The organism is Flavobacterium cupreum (assembly GCF_003996965.1).
Classification (GTDB): domain Bacteria; phylum Bacteroidota; class Bacteroidia; order Flavobacteriales; family Flavobacteriaceae; genus Flavobacterium; species Flavobacterium cupreum.
On the sequence record NZ_QWDM01000005.1, the window covers coordinates 67,758 to 88,087 of the forward strand.

Sequence of the window (20,330 nt, forward strand, 5' to 3'; positions counted from 1 at the left end):
TAGTATTCTAAAATATTTATTATTATGTCCTTCTTAAAAAATTAAGAAGGACGAAACTCTTTAATCTTAATTATATTAATTCTCCACTTTTACGATGGCCATTTTCCCGTTGTATGGCTTTTTCCCTTTAGCTCCTAATGCTTCCTGAGCCTCAGATAATCCATCGAACTTATCGTAATAGATGTAATACTTACTTGTTGTTACATTATAGAAGAAATTAATATTCGTTACACCAGCAGCAACTGCTTTGGTTAAGAACTCATCTCTCTTTTCAACACTGCTGTGTACCGCAACGATCATATAGTACCCACTTTCAGAATTTTTAATATTCTTGATGATCTGCATGTTTGACTGGTCTTCACCAAAATCAAAATCACTGGCTGTTAAAGGCGTACTGCTTGGTTTCGTAGTTTCTTTAATACGTTTAAGAGCAGCTATATCCTGTGCATATCTTCCCTGATCATTTTCATATGCAGCCTGCTTGATTCTACGTCTTTTCTCTATTTCAGTTTCTGCTTTAATACGCTCTAAATTGGCAAGTAATGCTGCACCATCTTCTTCCATTTTAAGCTGAGCCGCTTTCAGCTGATTTATTTTCTCCAGATAAGCCTTGTTTAAAGCATCGTTTTTATTTGGTACTTTTTTAAGTCTTTCGTTATATAAATTTGTCAGCTTCGCAATCTCATCTTTCTGAATTTTATTGGCTTCGGCAATCTGTAATTTTAAAGCTTCGATCTGACTGTTTTCAGCAGCTACACTTTTGAACGGTTTTGGTTCTTTGTAAATACCTTTATCACTTAAGTCGTTCTCTTCTTTTAAATCATCAAGGTCTTTTTGTTTGTTTGCCACTGTTGCTTTAAACTGTGCCAACAAATCATTTTGTGCTTTACCTGATGCATCTAATGATTGTGCTAGATTATCAATTGCTTTTGCTGTATCATCTTTAGCTAACGAAGCTGTTCTTGCAAGAGCATCGGCATCAGCTTTCGCTTTGGCATCTGCTAATAATTTTGCTTCACGTGCTTCCTCTGCTAATCTTAATTGTTCTGTTTCCTGTTCCGCTTTTAATTTTTCATTGGCTTCTGCATCCGCTTTCGCTCTTGCGTCTGCTAATAATTTAGCTTGTTCTGCTTCCATATCCGCTTTCGCTTTAGCATCCGCTGCTAACTTAGCTTGTTGTGCTTCTGCGTCAGCTTTTGCTTTGGCATCAGCTGCTAATTTTGCTTGTAAAGCTGCTGCATCCGCTTTCGCTTTAGTATCAGCTGCCAGCTTAGCCTGTTGTGCTTCTGCGTCGGCTTTCGCTTTGGCATCAGCTGCTAATTTTGCTTGTAATGCTTCTGCGTCAGCTTTCGCTTTGGCATCCGCTGCTAGTTTTGCCTGTAAAGCTGCTGCATCCGCTTTCGCTTTAGTATCAGCTGCTAGTTTCGCTTGTAAAGCTTCTGCGTCGGCTTTCGCTTTGGCATCGGCTGCAAGTTTTGCTTGTAAAGCTTCTGCGTCGGCTTTTGCTTTGGCATCCGCTGCTAACTTAGCTTGTAACGCTTCTGCATCGGCTTTCGCTTTGGCATCAGCTGCTAGTTTTGCCTGTAAAGCTTCTGCGTCAGCTTTTGCTTTGGCATCCGCTGCTAACTTAGCTTGTAACGCTTCTGCATCGGCTTTCGCTTTTGCATCTGCAGCTAGTTTCGCTTGTAAGGCTTCTGCATCGGCTTTTGCTTTCGCATCCGCTGCTAGTTTGGCCTGACGCTCTTCCTCTGCTGCTTGTAATTTCTGAGCTTCTTGTTCAGCTTGTCTTCTTGCAGTTGCTTCTGCATCCGCTTTTACTTTTGCATCAGCAAGTAATTTTGCTTGTAAAGCTTCCATATCCGCTTTCGCTTTGGCATCTGCTGCTAATTTTGCCTGTAAGGCTTCTGCATCGGCTTTTGCTTTAGCATCGGCAGCTAGTTTCGCCTGTAAGGCTTCTGCATCGGCTTTCGCTTTAGCATCGGCTGCTAGTTTTGCCTGTAAGGCTTCTGCATCAGCTTTCGCTTTGGCATCTGCTGCTAATTTTGCTTGTAAGGCTTCTGCATCGGCTTTTGCTTTGGCATCAGCTGCTAATTTCGCTTGTAAGGCTTCTGCATCTGCTTTTGCTTTGGCATCAGCTGCTAATTTTGCTTGTAACGCTTCTGCGTCAGCTTTCGCTTTGGCATCGGCTGCTAACTTCGCTTGTAACGCTTCTGCATCGGCTTTCGCTTTGGCATCAGCTGCTAGTTTTGCTTGTAAGGCTTCTGCATCAGCTTTTGCCTTAGCATCGGCTGCTAGTTTTGCCTTTAAGGCTTCTGCATCGGCTTTTGCTTTAGCATCTGCTGCTAATTTTGCTTGTATAGCTTCTGCATCTGTTTTTGTTTTTGCTTCTGCTGCTAATCTTGCTTGTAGCGCTTCTGCATCAGCTTTTGCTTTGGCGTCTGCTGCTAGTTTCGCTTGTAAGGCTTCTGCATCTGCTTTCGCTTTAGCATCTGCTGCTAATTTCGCTTGTATGGCTTCTGCATCAGCTTTTGTTTTTGCTTCTGCTGCTAATCTTGCTTGTAGTGCTTCTGCATCAGCTTTCGCTTTTGCATCTGCAGCTAATTTTATTTTCAGTGCTTCTGCATCGGCTTTTGCTTTCGCATCGGCTGCAAGTCTTGCCTGTCTTGCTTCTGCGTCGGCTTTAATTTTTGCATCTGCTGCCAGTTTTTCTTTTAGGGCTGCATCTTCTGCTGCTTTCGCTTTCGCATCAGCTGCCAGTTTTGCTTTATTCGCTGCATCAATGCTTGTTTTTGTTTTTGTAGTAGCTGCCGCTTTTGCTTTCGTTTCTGCAGCAATTCTCGCCTGAAGTGCATCTGAATCGGCTTTCGCTTTAGCATCTGCAGCTAAGATTGATTGTAAATCTGCAGCCTCAGCTTTCGCTTTGGCATCGGCTTTTCGTTTTGCTTCTGCGGCGTCAGCTTTGGTTTTCGCGTCAGCAGCCAGTTTTATTCTCAAGGCTTCAGCATCGGCTTTCGCTTTTGTATCTGCCGCCAGTCTTGCTTTTGCAGCAGCTTCAGCATCGGCTTTCGCTTTATCTGCAGCTAATTGTGCCGGTGTTTTTTGTGGCTCAGCCGGCGTCGCTGTTTTTGGTTTCGCTGTACCTTCTGCATCTGCTTTTGCTTTCGCAGCTGCCAGTCTTGCTTTCGCAACAGCTTCTGCATCAGCTCTCGCTTTATCGGCAGCTAATTGTGCCGCTGTTTTTTGGGTTGTAGCAGGTCTGGCTGTCGTTTTGCTTTCCGCCAATTTTGCTCTCGCTGCAGCCTGAGCATCGGCTTTTGCTTTGGCATCTGCAGCCAGTCTTATTTTTAATGCTTCAGCATCTGCTTTCGCTTTTGTATCTGCTGCTAATCTTGCTCTGGCCGCAGCTTCGGCATCTGCCTTAACTTTTTCTGCAGCTGCAAGTCTTGCCTGTTGTGCTTCTGCATCGGCTTTCGCTTTGGCATCAGCAGCAAGTTTGGCTTTTTCAGCTCCACTGACTCTTGTAACCGGAGCAGCAGCGGTCGTTTTTTTCGCTATTACCGGTTTTGCTTTCGCAGGATCCATAAGAGAACCTTCTTCGTCATCTCCGTAATAGTAATTTTTATTTTTGAATTTATAAGCAATTGCAAATTCGTGGGAACCTCCTAAATTAGAGAAATTACCCATTCCTCTTTCGTAATTGTATTCTATAGCAATACTTGGTGATATATTAACACCAAGACCAGCCGAAACTCCGTATAAGGTATTGTATCCGGCCTGTGCCCAAACTCCTTTTGGAATAGCAACCATGGCCAATCCCGAAATAACGGTTTTGTCTTGTTTGATTTCTGTTTTAACGATTCCGGAGAATTTACTTCTGTCAAAAAAACCGTATGAATCTATGTATCCGGTGTACATAGCATGCAATTCGATCGCTCTTTCAGGATCTTCTTTTACAACCCCTGAACCGAAATTGTAAAGGATTAAATTATTTACAGACAATCCGAAATCAAGGAAAGCGGTGCCGTAGTTAATACCAGGATTTACTGTTAGTAAAGTACTTCCCGGATAATCGACAATTAAGCTTGTATCATCAGAGATGATTTTACCTTTATCCAGACTGCTTTTATATGCACCGACATTAAGACCAAAAGTCAAATTACTGTCTTCCTGCAAAACGATATTATGCGCAAAGTTGGCAACTCCGCCGAAAACGGTCATTAAACCATAATTCTGCTGGAACAAACCAAAAGCAAAAGCTTCATTCTCCCTGAAACGCCCGGAGTAGCCAAATAAATAGCTGTTCGGAGCATTTTCAAACTGAGTCCATTGTCTTTTATTGTAGAAACTGATGTAAGCATTTTGTTCGCGTACGAAACTAAATGTTGGATTGATTAGATATCTATTAAACTTTAAAGAATTTCTGATGGGTAACGAAAACGAAACAACTCCATCCTCAGGGGCGTCCTGCGAATAGAGTACATTTGAAAAACCGTAAAATAAAGTTATGAATAGTAAAATTTTCTTCATATTATTTTATCACAGTTATTGATCCTTTTTTTTCACCAGTGTCGGATTGAATGACATAGTAATATACCGGATTAACATTTTTAAAATCTTTTATAAAAGTATTAAGTTCAGGATCGTAGTTACTTCCAACATCGTCAAACATCACTTCTCCGTTTGAACTTAATATGATCACTTTTGTGCTTGCCGTTTTGTAAATATCAGGGATGTTCCAATAAGGATTTCTAAGACTTACTATATTTGGAATTACCGTGGTCACAGCATCCAGTGCCGAAGTAATTCTAAAGGAAAACTCCTTGCTAGAGGTACAATCCGAAGTCACAGAAACTTTTGCTCTGTAGCTTCCTCTTACTGCTACCAGGTACGTTGCTGAAGTTGCCCCCTGAATAATATTATTATTTAAATACCATTCGTAAGTCGGGTTAGCAGCATCTGTTATAATGGAAACGCTTAACGTTTCCCCTTCTTTAAGTTCATATTGATCTGCAACGTCAATACTTGCCGTAAAACTCGTGCTTTTCAAATCTATACTTCCTGTAGCTATACAGCCGCCAAAATCTACAGCAACACTGTAAACTCCGGATTCGTTTGCATTGATACTGCGGGTGGTTGCACCGGGAATAAGAACATTATCTTTTTTCCAAACATAACTGTTTCCGGCAGTGGCGGTCAATACCGTACCAGCTTCGTCTGCACAAAAAGGATTTCCTAAACTTGAAGTTATCGTTACAGAAGAACCCGCACCGGAAGACGTTAATACAACCCGGTTTGAATAGGAAAGAGAAGTACAGCTGCCATAATTCGTTTCTACGTAATAAGTACCTGCTGCAGTAGCCGTATAGTTTGGACCCGAATTACCAGCCATAAGGGTTGGTGGTACTGTAGCACCATTATCCTTATACCAGTTATAAGATAAGGAAGGATATTTTAAAGGCGAATCATTTTCCGGATTCGTAGAATCAGGATCTATAGACAATACATAACTACCTCCTGCGCAAAAGGTAGCAGAACCATTAAAATTATTAATGGTGTATTGCTTATCGTGTATTTTGTAATAAATAGGAAATAACTTTTTTGCCGTTGAAGAGAAAAATGTAGGGCTTACATATCCTCCTGAACTTTTAATTCTTAGGGCATAAGTATCCGATCCCACAATGTTTGGCGGAATCGAAAAGGTTATAGTCTGCCTGTCTGCTGCGTCATCTACTGGTACTCCTGTCACAGGTGTAGGTGTAGTAAAACTTCCTGTTTTATCTGAAAGCTCAACCGCAAATGTAGTACCGGCCGGGAAGCCGCTATAGGTAAATGAAGCTTTGTATGTCTGACTGGTAATACCTGCACAAACCCTGTCGAAAGCAAGAATTTCAGGTGTTACTTTTTGGGCATACAAACTAGATCCGACAAGTAAAAAAATGCCAAATAAAAGAAAGAATTTGGTAAAAGTTAAAGTAGTTTTTTGAATCATATAGTACGTTTTCGGGCTAAGTCTATATTTTCAAAAAACAAAATATCAATAAATGTTTCTGAAAAATCATATTTATAGTTCTCAATAATGTCTTTTGCAAGCACTGAATAAGAAGCTGTAACGGCTGATTCTTCGCATTTAGAAGTCGTCTGACAAGTCACATCAGTTGCCATAGCAAGGCTATCCTTGGGGATGGATAGCCCTTCTATAAACTGATTAGAATTATCTAATTTGCTGATACGGTCATCAGCTATATCATTCTTTTGGTTAAGGGTACAAGAAGTCACTTTACAAGGTGCTGTAACAGAAAAAACAGGCTTTTCTATTGTACTTTGTGCATATAGACTTAATGTTACCGGCGAAACCAAAAATATTATACAAGTGAAATATTTTTCTATCGTTGGGGCCATTCTGTTTTGATCTTTATTTGTCCGGTTTAAGACGAATACATAAATTGTGTCTGGGGACTTTATTAATAAAATTTACGCTCTGAAATAAAAATCTAAATCTATCTATCTGTTTCCGCTAGATGCTGTAATTTTTCCTAATTGTAATCTGAAGTCAGGTTTCTTAGGATTGAAAATATCAATGAATGTTTCTTTGTTATCACTTTGAGAATAAACGTTAAAGAACACGCTATTTCCATACCAGCTCTCTAAATCTTCATTGTTAGAATTGTATTCTGTAAAGATATTTCCGTTACATAGGTTGAAATACATTTCCTCAAATTTGATTTTTTTAAGGCTCGCATCGTTGATTTCTGTTTTACTGTCTAATAATACAGCTGGGTTGAAACCAGAGATAACGCTTCTTTTCATTTCAAGTGAAGCAGTTTCTGCAATGTAGATAGCTTCTTTTACTAAACCTGCCTGAATATCAGCTTTAATGTTTTCGCTATCGTTAAGCATTGTAATATTTGAAGCAACTACTAAAGTTGTTTTTTTAGTAAAGTCTGTTTCGTTTTTCTTTTCGTATGTTTTTACTTCAAGACAACGAGATCCGTCTTTGTTACTTGACAGGTAAGAAGATCTTACAGCCAATGAATTGTACAAACGACACTGAACTCCCTGAGTAAATTTGAAATCATCATTGATAGATTTATAAGATACTAATTTTGTAGCATTTAAATCTCCGCCAAAGAAAGCAAATGAGTCACCTCCGGAATAGCTAACCATCACGTTTTCAAATATTGTTTTGTTTCCAACACCTGCAACAGTTAATCCGTTGAATGAATCCATTCCTTTAACTTTTTTACCTGCAAATTCGATTCTTACGAATCTTAGTATTCCTGAATTACCTGCAACATTATCACCACCATAAGTAGTTAATGTAGGATCAAGATCAAGGTTATAAGAACCAACATTTCCAAATTTATTGATAGGGGCATCACCAAGAATTACTAATCCTCCCCAGTCTCCAGCTTTTTTCTGGCTGCGGTTTGAAGTGAATACAATTGGGTCAGTCTCTAAACCGTCTGCAACAATTTGCGCACCTTTTGTAACTACCAATGTTCCTTTAGTTTCGAAATCACCAATGATTAGTGTTCCAGGCTCAATTGTTAAAACAGCATTGTTTGTAACATAAACGTTTCCTTGCAAAACATAGATATTCCTTTTCATCAATTTAGTATTAACAGAAATATTCCCTGCTAATATTTGATTGGCTTCTCCATAGTCTACTTTATTAGGCTTAAATTCGGTCCAGTTATTTAACCAATTGTTGTAGCCCATAATTCCTTTCTCTTGTTGAGCACTCATACTGGTTACTGTCAAAAGGATGCAGATAATTTGAGTAATTTTTTTCATGATAAGGTGTTATTAGGTTAATAATAAATTTGGGATGCGTATGCGTAATATGATAAAAACTCATCCCGAATTTTCTGATAGTATTTCAGAACCTTCGAGAACGAGTTGTTATTTTTTAATCTTTTCTAAAATCAGATACACTTACGTAAAGATTCCGGAAAAGGTTTTAAAATATTTTTTTTTAAAATTACATTTCGTTCAATTCGTTGAACTCGTGTAATGATTTCAATGTGCTTTCGTAGAATAAAATAGCTGCGATCAAGTTTCCTTTATCAGAATATGGCATCATTTTTCTTTGGAATTCTACTGTAGTATCCAAAAATGTAGAGGTTCCAACTGCCTGAGCATCTAAAACTTTTTTGTGCTCACTGTCGTCCGGAATACCTAAGTCTGCCATAGTAACGCCTGGTTTAGTCACCAAAGCGATGTAAGGGAGAGTTTTAACTAATACTTTAATACGCTCAATGTACAATTCCAAAAGTTCACCTTTCTGCATACCGCTCAATTCTTTTTGATCGTGGTATTTACGAATAAGTGCTGTTGTACTAATAATACTTCTTGGAGCGTTTTTAGCCTGTGCAGAAGCTGCTGCAGTTGTCAAGATAAAAAATAAACTAAAAAAAATAATTTTCCCTTTCATAAATTCTATTTAATAATTGGTTGTTGATGAAAACAAAAATATATAAATTATGTTAAATCGCAACTTTAATGTTTTTTTTTTTGAAAAATTGAGTTTCATATCGCCGTAAAAAAACGTCGTAGATCGAGAAAATATGCCTTTTGCCGAGTTTTTTGTTAATTTTGTTAAAATTTTTTCTTGTAAGAAACGGACTAATTTACCAACGCCTTTACGCATTATTGTAGACAAAAAAAAGACATGTTTTCAGTAATTTCGTAAAAACTATTAACAAAAAAGTCTTAATATCTCATCAAAGGGGACTCAGTATTAACGAAACATGACAGAAAAAAAATAAACATTTTACCCAAAAATTCCTTTTTTTGAAATAAAAATAAGCTCGTAATTAATCTTTATTCCGAAAATTTTTGACTACATCATTTTCTGCTATCTTTGCTTCATGCAATTTTCTCAAATTTTAGGTCAGGATTACATCAAAAGTCACTTGATAAAAAGTGCGTCTTCCGGAAGGATTCCGCACGCACAATTATTTGTCGGGCCCGAAGGAAGCGGTACATTATCAACCGCTATTGCATACGCGCAATATATTTTGTGTAACAATACTGGCGATGAAAACTCAAACGGAAATGATTCCTGTAATCTCAAATTCCAAAACATTTCACATCCCGATCTTCACTTTATCTATCCGACGGTAACCACCGAAGATGTAAAAACAAAACCCAAAAGTTTAGATTTCATTCAGGACTGGAGAAAATTTATTCAGGAAATGCCTTACGGAGGTTTATTTGACTGGTATAAAGTGCTCGGCGTTCAAAATAAACAAGGAGAAATCAGGGTCGAAGATGCGCAGGAAGTTTTAAAGTCACTTTCGCTAAAATCATACGAAGGCGGTTATAAAATTATGATTATCTGGATGGCCGATAAAATGAACATCGCCGCATCCAACAAATTATTAAAACTTTTAGAAGAACCGTCAGACAAAACCATTTTTTTACTGATTTCTGAAAATGAAGAAGATATCATTCAAACCATACGATCACGCTGCCAGGTAATTCATTTTAATGGCCTGCCGGAAAAAGTAATTGCCGGAGCTTTGGTCGCTCAGGAGAATATCGATCAGAATGTCGCTTTAAAAATTGCACATCAGGCACAGGGAAATTTCAATAAAGCACTTTCATTAGTACATGAAGACGATTCCGAATATCCTTTTGAACAATGGTTTGTCAATTGGGTCCGTGCCGCATTTCGCGCAAAAGGTAATGCCGCTGCCATTCAGGATTTAATTTCCTGGAGTGAAGAAATTGCCTCACTGGGCCGCGAAAGCCAGAAAAAATTTATTCAGTTTTGTATCGAAATGTTCCGACAGGCGCTTTTGCTAAATTATCAGGCACCCGCTCTCGTTTACATTGAGCCGAAAGTAGATAAATTCAAACTCGAAAATTTTGCGCCTTTCGTAAACGGAAATAACATACACGATATTTTTAAGGAACTTTCAGATGCGATGTATCATATTGAAAGAAACGGAAATGCAAAAATAATTCTGACAGATTTATCCATAAAACTCACACGTTTAATTCATAAAAAATAATTAGTAATGAATAATGTTGCTTCAATTTTACTGTTGCTTTTTCTGGCCCTGACGTTTTTGCAGTCAGGCTATGAGAAAATATTTTACTGGAAAGACAATGTTTCCTGGCTCAAAGAACATTTTGCCAAAACAGCTTTAAAAAATCAGGTTCCGCTTGCGCTTCTCCACCTTTTAATTTTAGAATTAATTTCCGGGATTTTATGTGTGGTAGGTGCTATACAACTGCTTACTGACAGCGGTCGCGAATTTGGTTTTTACGGTGCCATCTTTTCCTGTATTTGTTTGTTAATGATGCTTTTCGGTCAGCGACTGGCCAAAGATTATGACGGAGCAAGAACCATCGTGATCTATTTTATCCCGGCCGTAATGGCAGTTTACTGGTTGAATTAAAATAATAGGCCACAGATTTCACAGATTAAAATGATTAAAATCTGTGGCAAGAAAAAATGTTCGCTTAGCGAATAGCAAAAAATAAATTTTATATTAAGAATGATGAATCCAAAACATCCTGCAGAGTCCCTTACTATTTTAACAGATTTAGTTTTACCGAGCGAAACAAATCCACTGAATAATCTTTTTGGTGGTGAATTATTAGCGAGAATGGATCGTGCAGCAAGTATTGCGGCCAGAAGACATTCGCGCCGAATCGTAGTGACGGCTTCCGTGAATCACGTGGCTTTCAACAGAGCCATTTCGTTAGGAAGTGTGGTTACCGTTGAAGCAAAAGTGTCACGATCTTTCAAAAGTTCGATGGAGGTTTTTATAGATGTGTGGGTAGAAGACCGCGAATCCGGAAACAGAACGAAAGCCAATGAAGCTATTTATACCTTTGTTGCAGTTGACGATACCGGAAGACCTGTTGAAGTTCCCGCCATCGAGCCGGAAACGGAACTGGAAAAACAACGTTTTGATGCCGCTTTGCGACGTAAACAACTGAGTTTATTACTTGCCGGAAAAATAAAACCTTCTGAAGCCACAGAATTAAAGGCTTTGTTTCTATAGCAAAATTGTGACAATTTGGAACAATTGGAGAGAATCAAACTTCAAAAAAAAGAAGTAATTTTACAGCATTACATGCCCATACAAATCTAAATCAGGAAGTTATTTGTTTTCCGATTTATATTTGAAGAGAAAAAGAAAAAATTTTAGATGAAAGAAAAAGAAAAAAAAGAGATGAGTTCAGAGAAAGAGGCCAAATTAAAAGCGTTACAACTTACGCTTGACAAACTAGATAAGACGTACGGAAAAGGAACCGTAATGAAAATGGGGGATAAAGCCATCGTAGAAGTTGAAACAATTTCTTCAGGTTCTCTTGGTGTTGATTTAGCGCTTGGAGTAAATGGTTACCCAAGAGGGAGAATCATTGAAATATACGGACCGGAATCCTCTGGTAAAACTACCCTGACATTACATGCAATTGCCGAAGCTCAAAAAGCAGGCGGAATTGCTGCTTTTATAGATGCTGAGCATGCCTTTGACAGAAATTATGCTGAAAAATTAGGCGTAGACATCGAAAACCTGATCATTTCTCAACCGGACAATGGTGAACAGGCTTTGGAAATTGCAGAAAACCTGATTCGTTCAGGAGCTATTGACATTGTTGTAATTGACTCGGTAGCAGCCTTAACGCCAAAAAGTGAGATTGAAGGTGAAATGGGAGATTCCAAAATGGGTCTTCACGCACGTTTAATGTCTCAGGCTTTAAGAAAACTAACGGGAACGATCAGTAAAACCAATTGTACTGTTTTCTTCATCAACCAGCTGAGAGAGAAAATCGGGGTGATGTTCGGAAATCCTGAAACAACAACCGGTGGTAATGCTTTAAAATTCTACGCTTCTGTACGTTTGGATATTCGTCGTTCTTCTCAGATTAAAGACGGAGAAAACGTAATCGGAAACAGAACTAAAGTAAAAGTGGTTAAAAATAAAGTAGCTCCGCCTTTTAAAACTGCCGAATTCGACATCATGTACGGAGAAGGGGTTTCTAAAACAGGAGAAATTTTAGATTTAGCTGTTGAATTTGAAATCGTTAAGAAAGCAGGATCATGGTTCAGCTACGGAGATACTAAATTAGGGCAGGGCCGTGATGCCGTAAAAGCTTTAATTAAAGATAATCCGGAATTAGCTGATGAATTAGAAATTAAAATTAAAGCGCACATCAAAGAATTGGCTAACGCTTAAAATATTGAAGATCTGAATATTGCAGATCTATAGTTTACCAACCCGACAGGTTTTAAAACCTGTCGGGTTTTTTTATTCCATAAATTATAAAAAAACTTTTAGTATTGACGCAACCTTTTCCGGTTTACGCTCTCTATATAAATGTGATGCCGACATTACAACGATCAAAAATCTAAAATATCAATCGTAAATAGTATTATTATGAAAGAAAAAATAGAATTGTTGTGGCGTAAAAATCGCAAAAGAACCAAAAAAAAGTTGAAAAAAGTACTACGCTTTATAGCAGTTAAAATAATTCACCGTTAGATTTTGAATATAAAAGGGGTTTTAAATTCAAAAGAAAACCCGGCACGATTCATACTCCGTGCCGGGTTTAATATTTATGGGATTTCTTAAATCTTTTCTTTCTTTTTAAATTCAAGTAATCCTTTATAAATCAATTGTCTGACCTGATCCCTCAGGTCCTTTCTGTTTTCGCTCGTAAGTCCTTTTGTCTCTACAAACGGAAGTATTTTTCCTCTCATTTTTCCGGGGCTTCCGCTTAAAAAAGTATACGAAAAGCGTTCTTTATTATCGGCAAAAACAATGGGAACAATGGGAATCTGATGGTCAATAGCCAGTCTGAAAGCACCGTCCTTAAATTCATCCAGCAAAATTGTTTCGTCATCCGGAACACCGCCCTCCGGAAAAATACAAATACTTAACCCCTGATTCAGACGATTTTGTGCTCTTTTGAAAACCTCATTTTTGCTTTTAGAGGAATTTCTGTCTACAAGAATACAGGTTCTTTTATAGAAAAAACCAAACAACGGAATCTTTGAAAGCTCTTTTTTACCCACAAAAACAAATGGATTTTTGATTACGGCAAGCATCAGCATAATGTCCGTCATTGAAGTATGGTTCGCCACAATCATATAACTTTTATGCTTTTCCAGCTTTTGTTCCCGCTTAATTTTATAATAAAATCCCATTCCGAAAAGAATGAATTTTGCCCAGATCCGGGCCATTTTAAAAAAGTACGGATAACCACTTTCGGTTATAATTGATACCAGCAAAAATGGTAACATAATCAATATCGGAATGGCCATTAAAATATAAAACCAAATGCGCCAGATGATCCAAAAAACAATTTTTATTCCTTTCATGGTTTCAAAAGTAAGAAAACAGAAATGAATTTAGAATTTTAGATCAGTAGATTTTCAGAATATTCGATTTTCTTATAAACAAGCCCGTAATTTCTAAGCAATTTTTAAAAACTTTATAATATTTACAAAGAAAAAATCAAACCTGGTGCACTTTGCGAAAAACTTTGCGAACTTTGCGGTTAAAGAATACGAAAAAAACTAGAATGGCAAAAATACTTACCGGTGTTCAGAGTACTGGAACGCCACACTTAGGCAACTTATTAGGAGCAATTATTCCTGCAATCGAATTATCAAACAATCCGGCAAATGAATCCTTTTTGTTTATCGCTGATTTGCATTCCATTACCCAAATAAAAGATGGAAAAACATTACGGGAAAACACCAATAGTACTGCTGCTGCCTGGCTGGCCTGTGGCCTAAATCCGGAGAAAGTAACATTCTACAGACAGTCTGACGTTACCCAAACCGCAGAATTAACCTGGTATCTAAGCTGTTTTTTTCCATTTCAGCGTTTGACTTTAGCGCATTCTTTCAAGGATAAAGCAGATCGTCTGGACGATGTAAACGCCGGACTTTTTACCTATCCGATGTTAATGGCTGCTGACATTCTGTTGTATGATGCTGAATTTGTACCGGTTGGAAAAGACCAGTTGCAGCATTTAGAAATTACACGTGACGTCGCTTCCCGCTTCAACCACCAGATGGGAGAAACATTTGTGATTCCTGAAGCCAAAATTCAGGAAGACAGTATGCTGATTCCAGGAACAAACGGTGGAAAAATGAGTAAATCTGCCAATAATATTATCAATATTTTCCTGGATGACAAAACGCTCCGCAAGCAGGTGATGAGTATTGAAACAGACAGCACTCCTCTTGAAGAACCTAAAAATCCGGATACCTGCAATGCCTTTGCGATTTATTCATTATTGGCAACAGCAGATCAGATTGCCGAAATGAGAGCCAATTATTTAGGCGGAAACTACGGTTACGGTCACGCCAAACAAGCTTTGTTTGAACTGATTACCGAAAAATTCAAAACCGAAAGAGAAAAATACAATTACTACATCAACAACCTTGACGAAATAGATGCTTTATTGAAAAAAGGAGCTGAAAAAGCAGCCAGCGTAGCCAATCCGGCTTTACAGAAAGTTCGTGAAAAATTGGGATTTGGGAAATAGATCTTTTAAACCCGTTAGATTTGAAACCTGACGGGTTTAAAATTTAAATCAGATGGCCTCAAACAGCTTCCCGGGCAACGGCCGCACTACCCCTTTGAGTTCCATGTTTATTAAAATTCCCGAAATTTTATAAATTGGAAAATCACAAGTTAGGGCTATAGTATCGAGTAATTCCCTTCCGTTTTTTAGGAGAAAATCGTAAATTTTTTGTTCCTCAGTTTCCAGTTCCACAAATAACTGTTTCTGAACGGCCTTTCCTGTGCTTTGAATATCCCAGTTGAGCATATAAACCAAATCGGCAGCACTGGTCAGCATATTTGCTTTTTGGGTTTTAATCAGGTTATTACACCCCATGCTGTAGACATCTGTACTTCGTCCCGGAACGGCAAAAACGTCCCGATTGTAATCGTTCGCTATGTTTGCCGTGATTAGCGAGCCCCCTCTGTCAGCAGATTCAATAACGATTGTAGCCTCTGAAATTCCCGCAACAATGCGATTTCTGCGGACAAAATTCTCCCTGTCCGGATTAGAGGAGCTCCAAAACTCGGTAATAAAACCGCCATTTTCTTCCATTTTGGCGATATATTTTTTGTGCGTTTTAGGATAAATCTGATTTAAACCGTGCGCTAATACTCCAATCGTCTGCAGGTTATTTTCCATAGCCAGCTGATGTGCGACAATATCAACACCATACGCAAAACCACTCACAATTACGGGATCTAATGGCGCCAGATCCTCTATAAAAGACCTGCAAAATTCTGTTCCATAGGAAGTAATCTGTCGGGTGCCGACAATACTGATTATTTTTCTGTTCTTAAAATTAATATTTCCGGCAGAAAAAATCAAAACGGGTGCATCAAAACAATGTTTTAGCCGCTCGGGATAATCGGCATCCTGAAAAAAAGAAACATGTACAGCACTGGTCTTGATGAATTCAAGTTCTCTCTCCGCTTTTTCAAAGACTGATTTATCTTTCATGTTCTTCAATAATGCCGAGCCTACTCCATCCACAGCAGCAATCTGATTTATTTTGGTTTTGAAAATCGTTTCCGCATTTCCAAAATGTGCCAATAATTTTTTAGCCATTACATCTCCAACTCCCTCGACTTTAAGTAAGGCTAAAAGGTAAAATAATTCCTGATCCGACATTGTTTAAAAATATTATGTAAAATAGAGCGGAATAAAAATCCGATTCGAAAGTGCAAATATCACTAAAATAAAGTAATTTCTTAATAAAAAAAGATTGTAAGCACCTAAATAATCGATTCCCCAATGACTATGTGCATTTAACTCTTTGAAAATTAATTGTCTATAAAATAAAGAAGATTGTTAATAAAAATTGTGAATAAAATTTTGATAACTATATCCATTACATAACTTTGTTACCATGAAAATCGAAACTTACATCTCGCAATTATTATATCGTTACCAATGCGTAACGGTTCCCGGGTTTGGAGCATTTTTAACCGAAATTCACTCGGCCAAACTTAATGAAAGCACCAATTCGTTTTTTCCCCCAAAGAAAACTATCGCGTTCAACAGCCTGTTAAAAAACAACGACGGTTTGCTGGCCAATCATATTGCTCAGTCAGAAAATACCTCTTATGGTTTTGCTGTAAGTGCCATTGCGCACGAGGTCATGAATTGGAAAAAAGTATTAGAAGAATACGGTGTTTTAAGTTTTAAAAACATCGGTGATATTCGTCTAAATGCAGATAAAAATATGGTCTTTACTCCAAACGATCAGACCAATTATCTTTCTACCTCTTTCGGATTAGGTCCGTTTGTTTCTCCTTTGGTTAAAAGAGAAATATTCGAGAAAAAACTGGAAGAAATTCAGGAAAGAGAAACGGTAACCTTACACGAAGCTGAAGAACAAGTACGCTCTTCAAGACCGTATTTAAGATATGCTGCTATTTTTGTTTTAGGTTTAGGCATCACCGGAAGTATCGGATATCCTTTGTATGAAAACCAAATAGCCAGCCAGACACTTGTTGTTGAAGGCGCTGTTCAGAAAAAAGTACAGAACAAAATTCAGGAAGCCACTTTTTTTATTCAAAATCCGTTGCCTGCTGTAACTCTTTCTGTAGATTCAGTTAAAACAGAAACTGTAGAAGTAAAAACAATGCCTTACCACATTATGGCAGGTGCATTCAGAAGCGAACAAAATGCCAGAAAAGCTTATAATCAACTTATAAAGGATGGTTATAACGCAAGAATGCTGGGTGAAAACAAACACGGTTTATTCCCGGTTTTATACGGAAGTTATCCAACAATGGCTGAAGCTGAAAAAGCTCAGAAAGAAATTCAAAAAGGAGAAAATCCGGATGCCTGGATTTTAGTCGAAGCATTATAAAATTCCTTTACTACTTACTTAATTAAATCCTCTTTTCAAAAAAACGAAAAGAGGATTTTTTTTATCTGGGTAAAAACAGCTTTACCCCGTGAAAAAGACTTTAAGTATTTCACGTGGAAATAAATATATAGTAAAAACGCTGTTAAAATCGTATTTTAATTTCTTTAAAGATAAAAACTGATTATAACGGCTTCATAAAAACAATTCTCAGCCCTTATTTTCATTGGAAACACACAGAAAGTCGTTTCTTTTACAAAAAGAGCTGTAAACGAATAAAAACTGCCTTAAATCAGATTCCTTATTTTAAAATCAATTTTGCATTTTGGGTCAGGATCTCTTTTCCATTCTGATAAATAGTCAGACTAGCCGGAGGTGAATCGGATGTTCCGATCACAATAATGGCACACTCATAAGTGAAATTTCCTTTTTTGAATTCATAATGATGATTTCCACCGCTGCCGTCAGAAATATCTTTTCCGTTTGTAATCACTAAATCAGGGGTGTTACTCATTGACTTTTTGATCGACCACGATGCATACCTGAAATTATCATTTCCCAAATTATCAATTCTAATTCTGAATTTGCTCGTTTCCAAAATACAAACAGGCGTTTTAAAAGTTGCAATGGCCGGATTTAACTTTCCTTTTTCACTGGAAATCAGTTTGGTCTTCTGCTTTTTTTCATATTGCGACTGATAATTTATCGTGATTACTTTACCGTCAGTATCCATCCAGATATCGCCCTGTAAAAGCATAATACCACGCCAGCCCATTTCACTCCAGTCTTTTGCGGGATTCGATTTGATAATTTTATTTTTCAATGTCTTATCGAAAATCTGATCGTATCTTTTTATAAAATCGGCCTTGTTCTTAACAGCCGGAATGGGATAATCCCTTCCAAGCGGGAAAGAAATAAAACCGGCAACGCCAGCCTTGTTATTGCTTTTCACATTGGCAATAAAACTTTTGACAAACTTTTGATATTCCGGTTTTAAATCCTGACTGAAAATCGTGTGAGTGCAAAAAATCAAAAAAACTATATAAATGCATCTTTTTTTCATAGCTAAATAATTTGAATCATTCTAAATCTGATAGTTAACGTACTATAAAAGTAATTAATTTATACTTGCCTTGAACATTTTAAGTTCGTCCCAGGTAAATTCTTCCCCGTGTTTTTCTTTCAGCCCATTTAGTGATTCTTCCTGATAAAACTCAAAAGCTTCCCGTAAAGCCAGTATTTTATCATACGGCAGCACATCTGAAATCTCGATTTTTTTGGCCTGAATCAGTTTAATCAAATGTGTTTCAACGGTTTGTACCGTCAACTTTCTCATCCTGGCAATATCCTCAACCGAATTTTTCTCCATCCATAAGTCGTATGTTTCTTCGACGGTTGTTTTTTTAACTGCCTTTGGTTCGTTTTTATCCAGTTTTTTGGCTGTATATCGAATAACCGGCTCGTCCAGTTTAAAAATATCGGTGTTGCTCATTTGAAATTCCTCACGGATCTTTTCGAGCTTATTCAATTTGAAATTTTTAATTTCAGACGATGTTAATTTCTCTTTGCAGATTGTTTCTCCGGCAACGACAATTTCAATTAATAACTTGGCTTTCATTAAACGCAAAACAGCCTTCGTTTGCAGATCATCCAGAAAGGCCAGTTCTTCATAAAATTCCTTTACTTTTTTAAATTTCTGAATTTCAGCCATTTTATGCAAAAGATCGGTAACCAGTTTGTCCATTGGCTTGAAGAAATAGGCATAGGCCGCCTCTACCCTTTCCTGAACAAAGTACAGATCGACTGTCTCGGTATTGAATATTTTATTGAGCTGATTGATGAATTTTTGCGCCGGATCTGTAAGCTGATCTATAATCTCCAGGCGTTTGTGTGCCCAGATCGCATGTTTGGCTTTTTCTGAAGCAGCAGCATTTTCATTATAACTAAAACGGTGATTTCGCCATTCCTGTGTTAAATCTGTCCAGTTGAAACTGTTAATCAAATAGTTATGAATAAAATTCTTTGTTTCAAAATGCAGGGATTTTTCCAAAATATCTTCGGTAGCTTTATTCAAAGCGTAATCCATCACATCCTGATCGTTAGAAATACCGTTCATCTGCATCGGAGAAAGCAAAATAAGCCCGTTTAAGGACCTTAAACGCGATAAGGCAACATAGGCTTGTCCGGGAAGAAAAACCTGCGATACGTCAAGCGCAGCTTTGTCGAAAGTTAATCCCTGGCTTTTGTGAACCGTAATGGCCCAGGCCAGTTTAAGCGGATAATGGGCAAAAGTGCCTAAAATTTCCTCTTCTATCTCTTTTGTAAGCTCATTTACCTTGTAGCGGATGTTTTTCCATTCGTATTTCTCTACTTCGATGGTTTTATTTTCTTCCGGAAAGTGAACAAAAATTTCTTCGGGCGAAAGGGACTTGATAATGCCCATTTTTCCATTGAAATAGCGCTTTTCGAAAGACAAATCGTTTTTAACAAACATCACCTGCGCACCAACTTTCAGCTTCAGGTTTTCTTCCACAGGGAAAATTTTTTCCGGGAAATCACTTACGATAAAGGGCTGGTACGAATATTCCCTTCCGGCCAAATCATTAATTGACTGCTCGTTAATAGAATCTGCTTTGGCATTGTGTGTGGTCAAAGTAATATAACCTTCATGATTCTTTAAATCGAAATCCGGTTTCACATACTGGTTTAGAAACTGGATATCCTGTGGTGAAATCTGATTATTCCTCAGATTATTCAAAACAGCAATAAAATCATCATCGGTCTGACGATAAATCTTCGATAATTCAATATACAAGGGCGGATTTTGCTGTATCACGTGCGAATGAAAAAAGAATTTCCCTTTGTAATAATTGCGCAGCGTTCTCCACTCTTCATCCCGGATTACAGGCGGCAATTGCAGCAAATCACCAATAAAAAGGACCTGAACACCACCAAAAGCCTGTGAATTTCTACGGACAGTCTGCATCATAAAGTCAATAGCATCAAGCAGATCCGCACGAAGCATACTTACTTCATCAATAATCAGCAATTCCATGTTTTTGATTACATTTCGCTTGACATTATTCATTTTAAAATGCCTGCGAAGTGTTTCTTTATTTTCGAATTTTACGGTTTCTGTAAACTGCGAATTCGCTTCATAAGAGGGAATAAAAGCGGAGAAAGGCAACTGAAACATGGAGTGAATGGTTACTCCCCCGGCGTTTAGCGCGGCAATTCCCGTAGGAGCCACGACAACGGTGTTTTTATGCGTAGTCGCAATAATTTCACGCAAAAGTGTCGTTTTTCCTGTACCCGCTTTACCGGTAAGGAATATAGACTTTTGCGTCTGATTGATGAATTGTAAGGTATAAGCAGCAGCTTCTGTAACGTTTTGCATTTTGGCTTGTATTGAAAAACTAAAAGTATCGTATTTTTATAAAAGAAAAAACCTAAA

The 20,330-nt window shown here is 37.7% G+C and carries 15 protein-coding genes; 6 read left to right on the plus strand and 9 right to left on the minus strand.

What is annotated here, in order from left to right; genetic code table 11:
* Window positions 1-75 precede the first annotated feature (75 nt).
* From D0817_RS08820 to D0817_RS08840, 5 genes are all read right to left on the minus strand, one after another.
* Window positions 76-4,527 (minus strand): PorP/SprF family type IX secretion system membrane protein, encoded by a 4,452-nt coding sequence (locus D0817_RS08820; protein WP_127338035.1) that lies wholly within the window; start codon window positions 4,525-4,527, stop codon window positions 76-78.
* 1 nt (window position 4,528) lies between these two features.
* Window positions 4,529-5,989, minus strand: coding sequence for a gliding motility protein SprC (gene sprC / locus D0817_RS08825; RefSeq protein WP_127338036.1), 1,461 nt, complete (start codon window positions 5,987-5,989; stop codon window positions 4,529-4,531).
* Entirely contained in the window at window positions 5,986-6,399 is a 414-nt protein-coding gene (locus D0817_RS08830) for a hypothetical protein (protein ID WP_127338037.1), read from the minus strand. The genes sprC and D0817_RS08830 overlap by 4 nt, the downstream gene beginning before the upstream one ends.
* 102 nt (window positions 6,400-6,501) lie before the next feature.
* Window positions 6,502-7,794 (minus strand): beta-helix domain-containing protein, encoded by a 1,293-nt coding sequence (locus tag D0817_RS08835; RefSeq protein WP_127338038.1) that lies wholly within the window; start codon window positions 7,792-7,794, stop codon window positions 6,502-6,504.
* Between the two features lie 187 nt (window positions 7,795-7,981).
* A complete protein-coding gene (locus D0817_RS08840) occupies window positions 7,982-8,434 on the minus strand; it encodes a hypothetical protein (RefSeq protein WP_127338039.1) in 453 nt (150 codons plus the stop codon).
* Between the two features lie 436 nt (window positions 8,435-8,870).
* Here D0817_RS08840 and D0817_RS08845 point away from each other — a divergent pair, with 436 nt between their 5' ends.
* The 4 genes from D0817_RS08845 to recA all read left to right on the plus strand — a co-directional run bounded on the left by D0817_RS08845 (window position 8,871) and on the right by recA (window position 12,200).
* The gene (locus tag D0817_RS08845) at window positions 8,871-10,019 is read left to right on the plus strand and encodes a DNA polymerase III subunit (protein ID WP_127338040.1); all 1,149 of its coding nucleotides are present in this window, start codon (window positions 8,871-8,873) and stop codon (window positions 10,017-10,019) included.
* A gap of 6 nt (window positions 10,020-10,025) precedes the next feature.
* A complete protein-coding gene (locus D0817_RS08850; protein ID WP_127338041.1) occupies window positions 10,026-10,409 on the plus strand; it encodes a DoxX family protein in 384 nt (127 codons plus the stop codon).
* Window positions 10,410-10,511: 102 nt separating this feature from the next.
* The gene (locus D0817_RS08855; protein ID WP_127338285.1) at window positions 10,512-11,021 is read left to right on the plus strand and encodes an acyl-CoA thioesterase; all 510 of its coding nucleotides are present in this window, start codon (window positions 10,512-10,514) and stop codon (window positions 11,019-11,021) included.
* A 171-nt stretch (window positions 11,022-11,192) separates the two neighbouring features.
* Window positions 11,193-12,200 carry a recombinase RecA gene (recA, locus tag D0817_RS08860; RefSeq protein WP_127338286.1) on the plus strand — a complete coding sequence of 336 codons (1,008 nt, stop codon included), beginning with the start codon at window positions 11,193-11,195 and terminating at the stop codon, window positions 12,198-12,200.
* Between the two features lie 392 nt (window positions 12,201-12,592).
* Here the strand turns inward: recA and D0817_RS08865 are convergent, their stop codons facing one another.
* Window positions 12,593-13,345 (minus strand): lysophospholipid acyltransferase family protein, encoded by a 753-nt coding sequence (locus tag D0817_RS08865; protein WP_127338042.1) that lies wholly within the window; start codon window positions 13,343-13,345, stop codon window positions 12,593-12,595.
* Between the two features lie 203 nt (window positions 13,346-13,548).
* Between D0817_RS08865 and trpS the strand changes: the two genes are divergently transcribed.
* Complete coding sequence (trpS, locus tag D0817_RS08870; protein ID WP_127338043.1) at window positions 13,549-14,523, plus strand: tryptophan--tRNA ligase; 975 nt, start codon at window positions 13,549-13,551, stop codon at window positions 14,521-14,523.
* A 48-nt stretch (window positions 14,524-14,571) separates the two neighbouring features.
* Here the strand turns inward: trpS and dprA are convergent, their stop codons facing one another.
* On the minus strand, window positions 14,572-15,672 hold the full coding sequence (dprA, locus tag D0817_RS08875) for a DNA-processing protein DprA (RefSeq protein WP_127338044.1): 1,101 nt from the start codon (window positions 15,670-15,672) through the stop codon (window positions 14,572-14,574).
* A gap of 238 nt (window positions 15,673-15,910) precedes the next feature.
* Between dprA and D0817_RS08880 the strand changes: the two genes are divergently transcribed.
* Window positions 15,911-16,879, plus strand: coding sequence for an HU domain-containing protein (locus tag D0817_RS08880; protein ID WP_127338045.1), 969 nt, complete (start codon window positions 15,911-15,913; stop codon window positions 16,877-16,879).
* Between the two features lie 298 nt (window positions 16,880-17,177).
* On the opposite strand, the gene D0817_RS08885 is transcribed toward D0817_RS08880, so the two are convergent.
* Both D0817_RS08885 and D0817_RS08890 read right to left on the minus strand, forming a co-directional pair.
* A complete protein-coding gene (locus tag D0817_RS08885; protein WP_127338046.1) occupies window positions 17,178-17,939 on the minus strand; it encodes a hypothetical protein in 762 nt (253 codons plus the stop codon).
* 54 nt (window positions 17,940-17,993) lie between these two features.
* On the minus strand, window positions 17,994-20,273 hold the full coding sequence (locus D0817_RS08890) for a helix-turn-helix domain-containing protein (protein ID WP_127338047.1): 2,280 nt from the start codon (window positions 20,271-20,273) through the stop codon (window positions 17,994-17,996).
* Window positions 20,274-20,330: the final 57 nt, after the last annotated feature.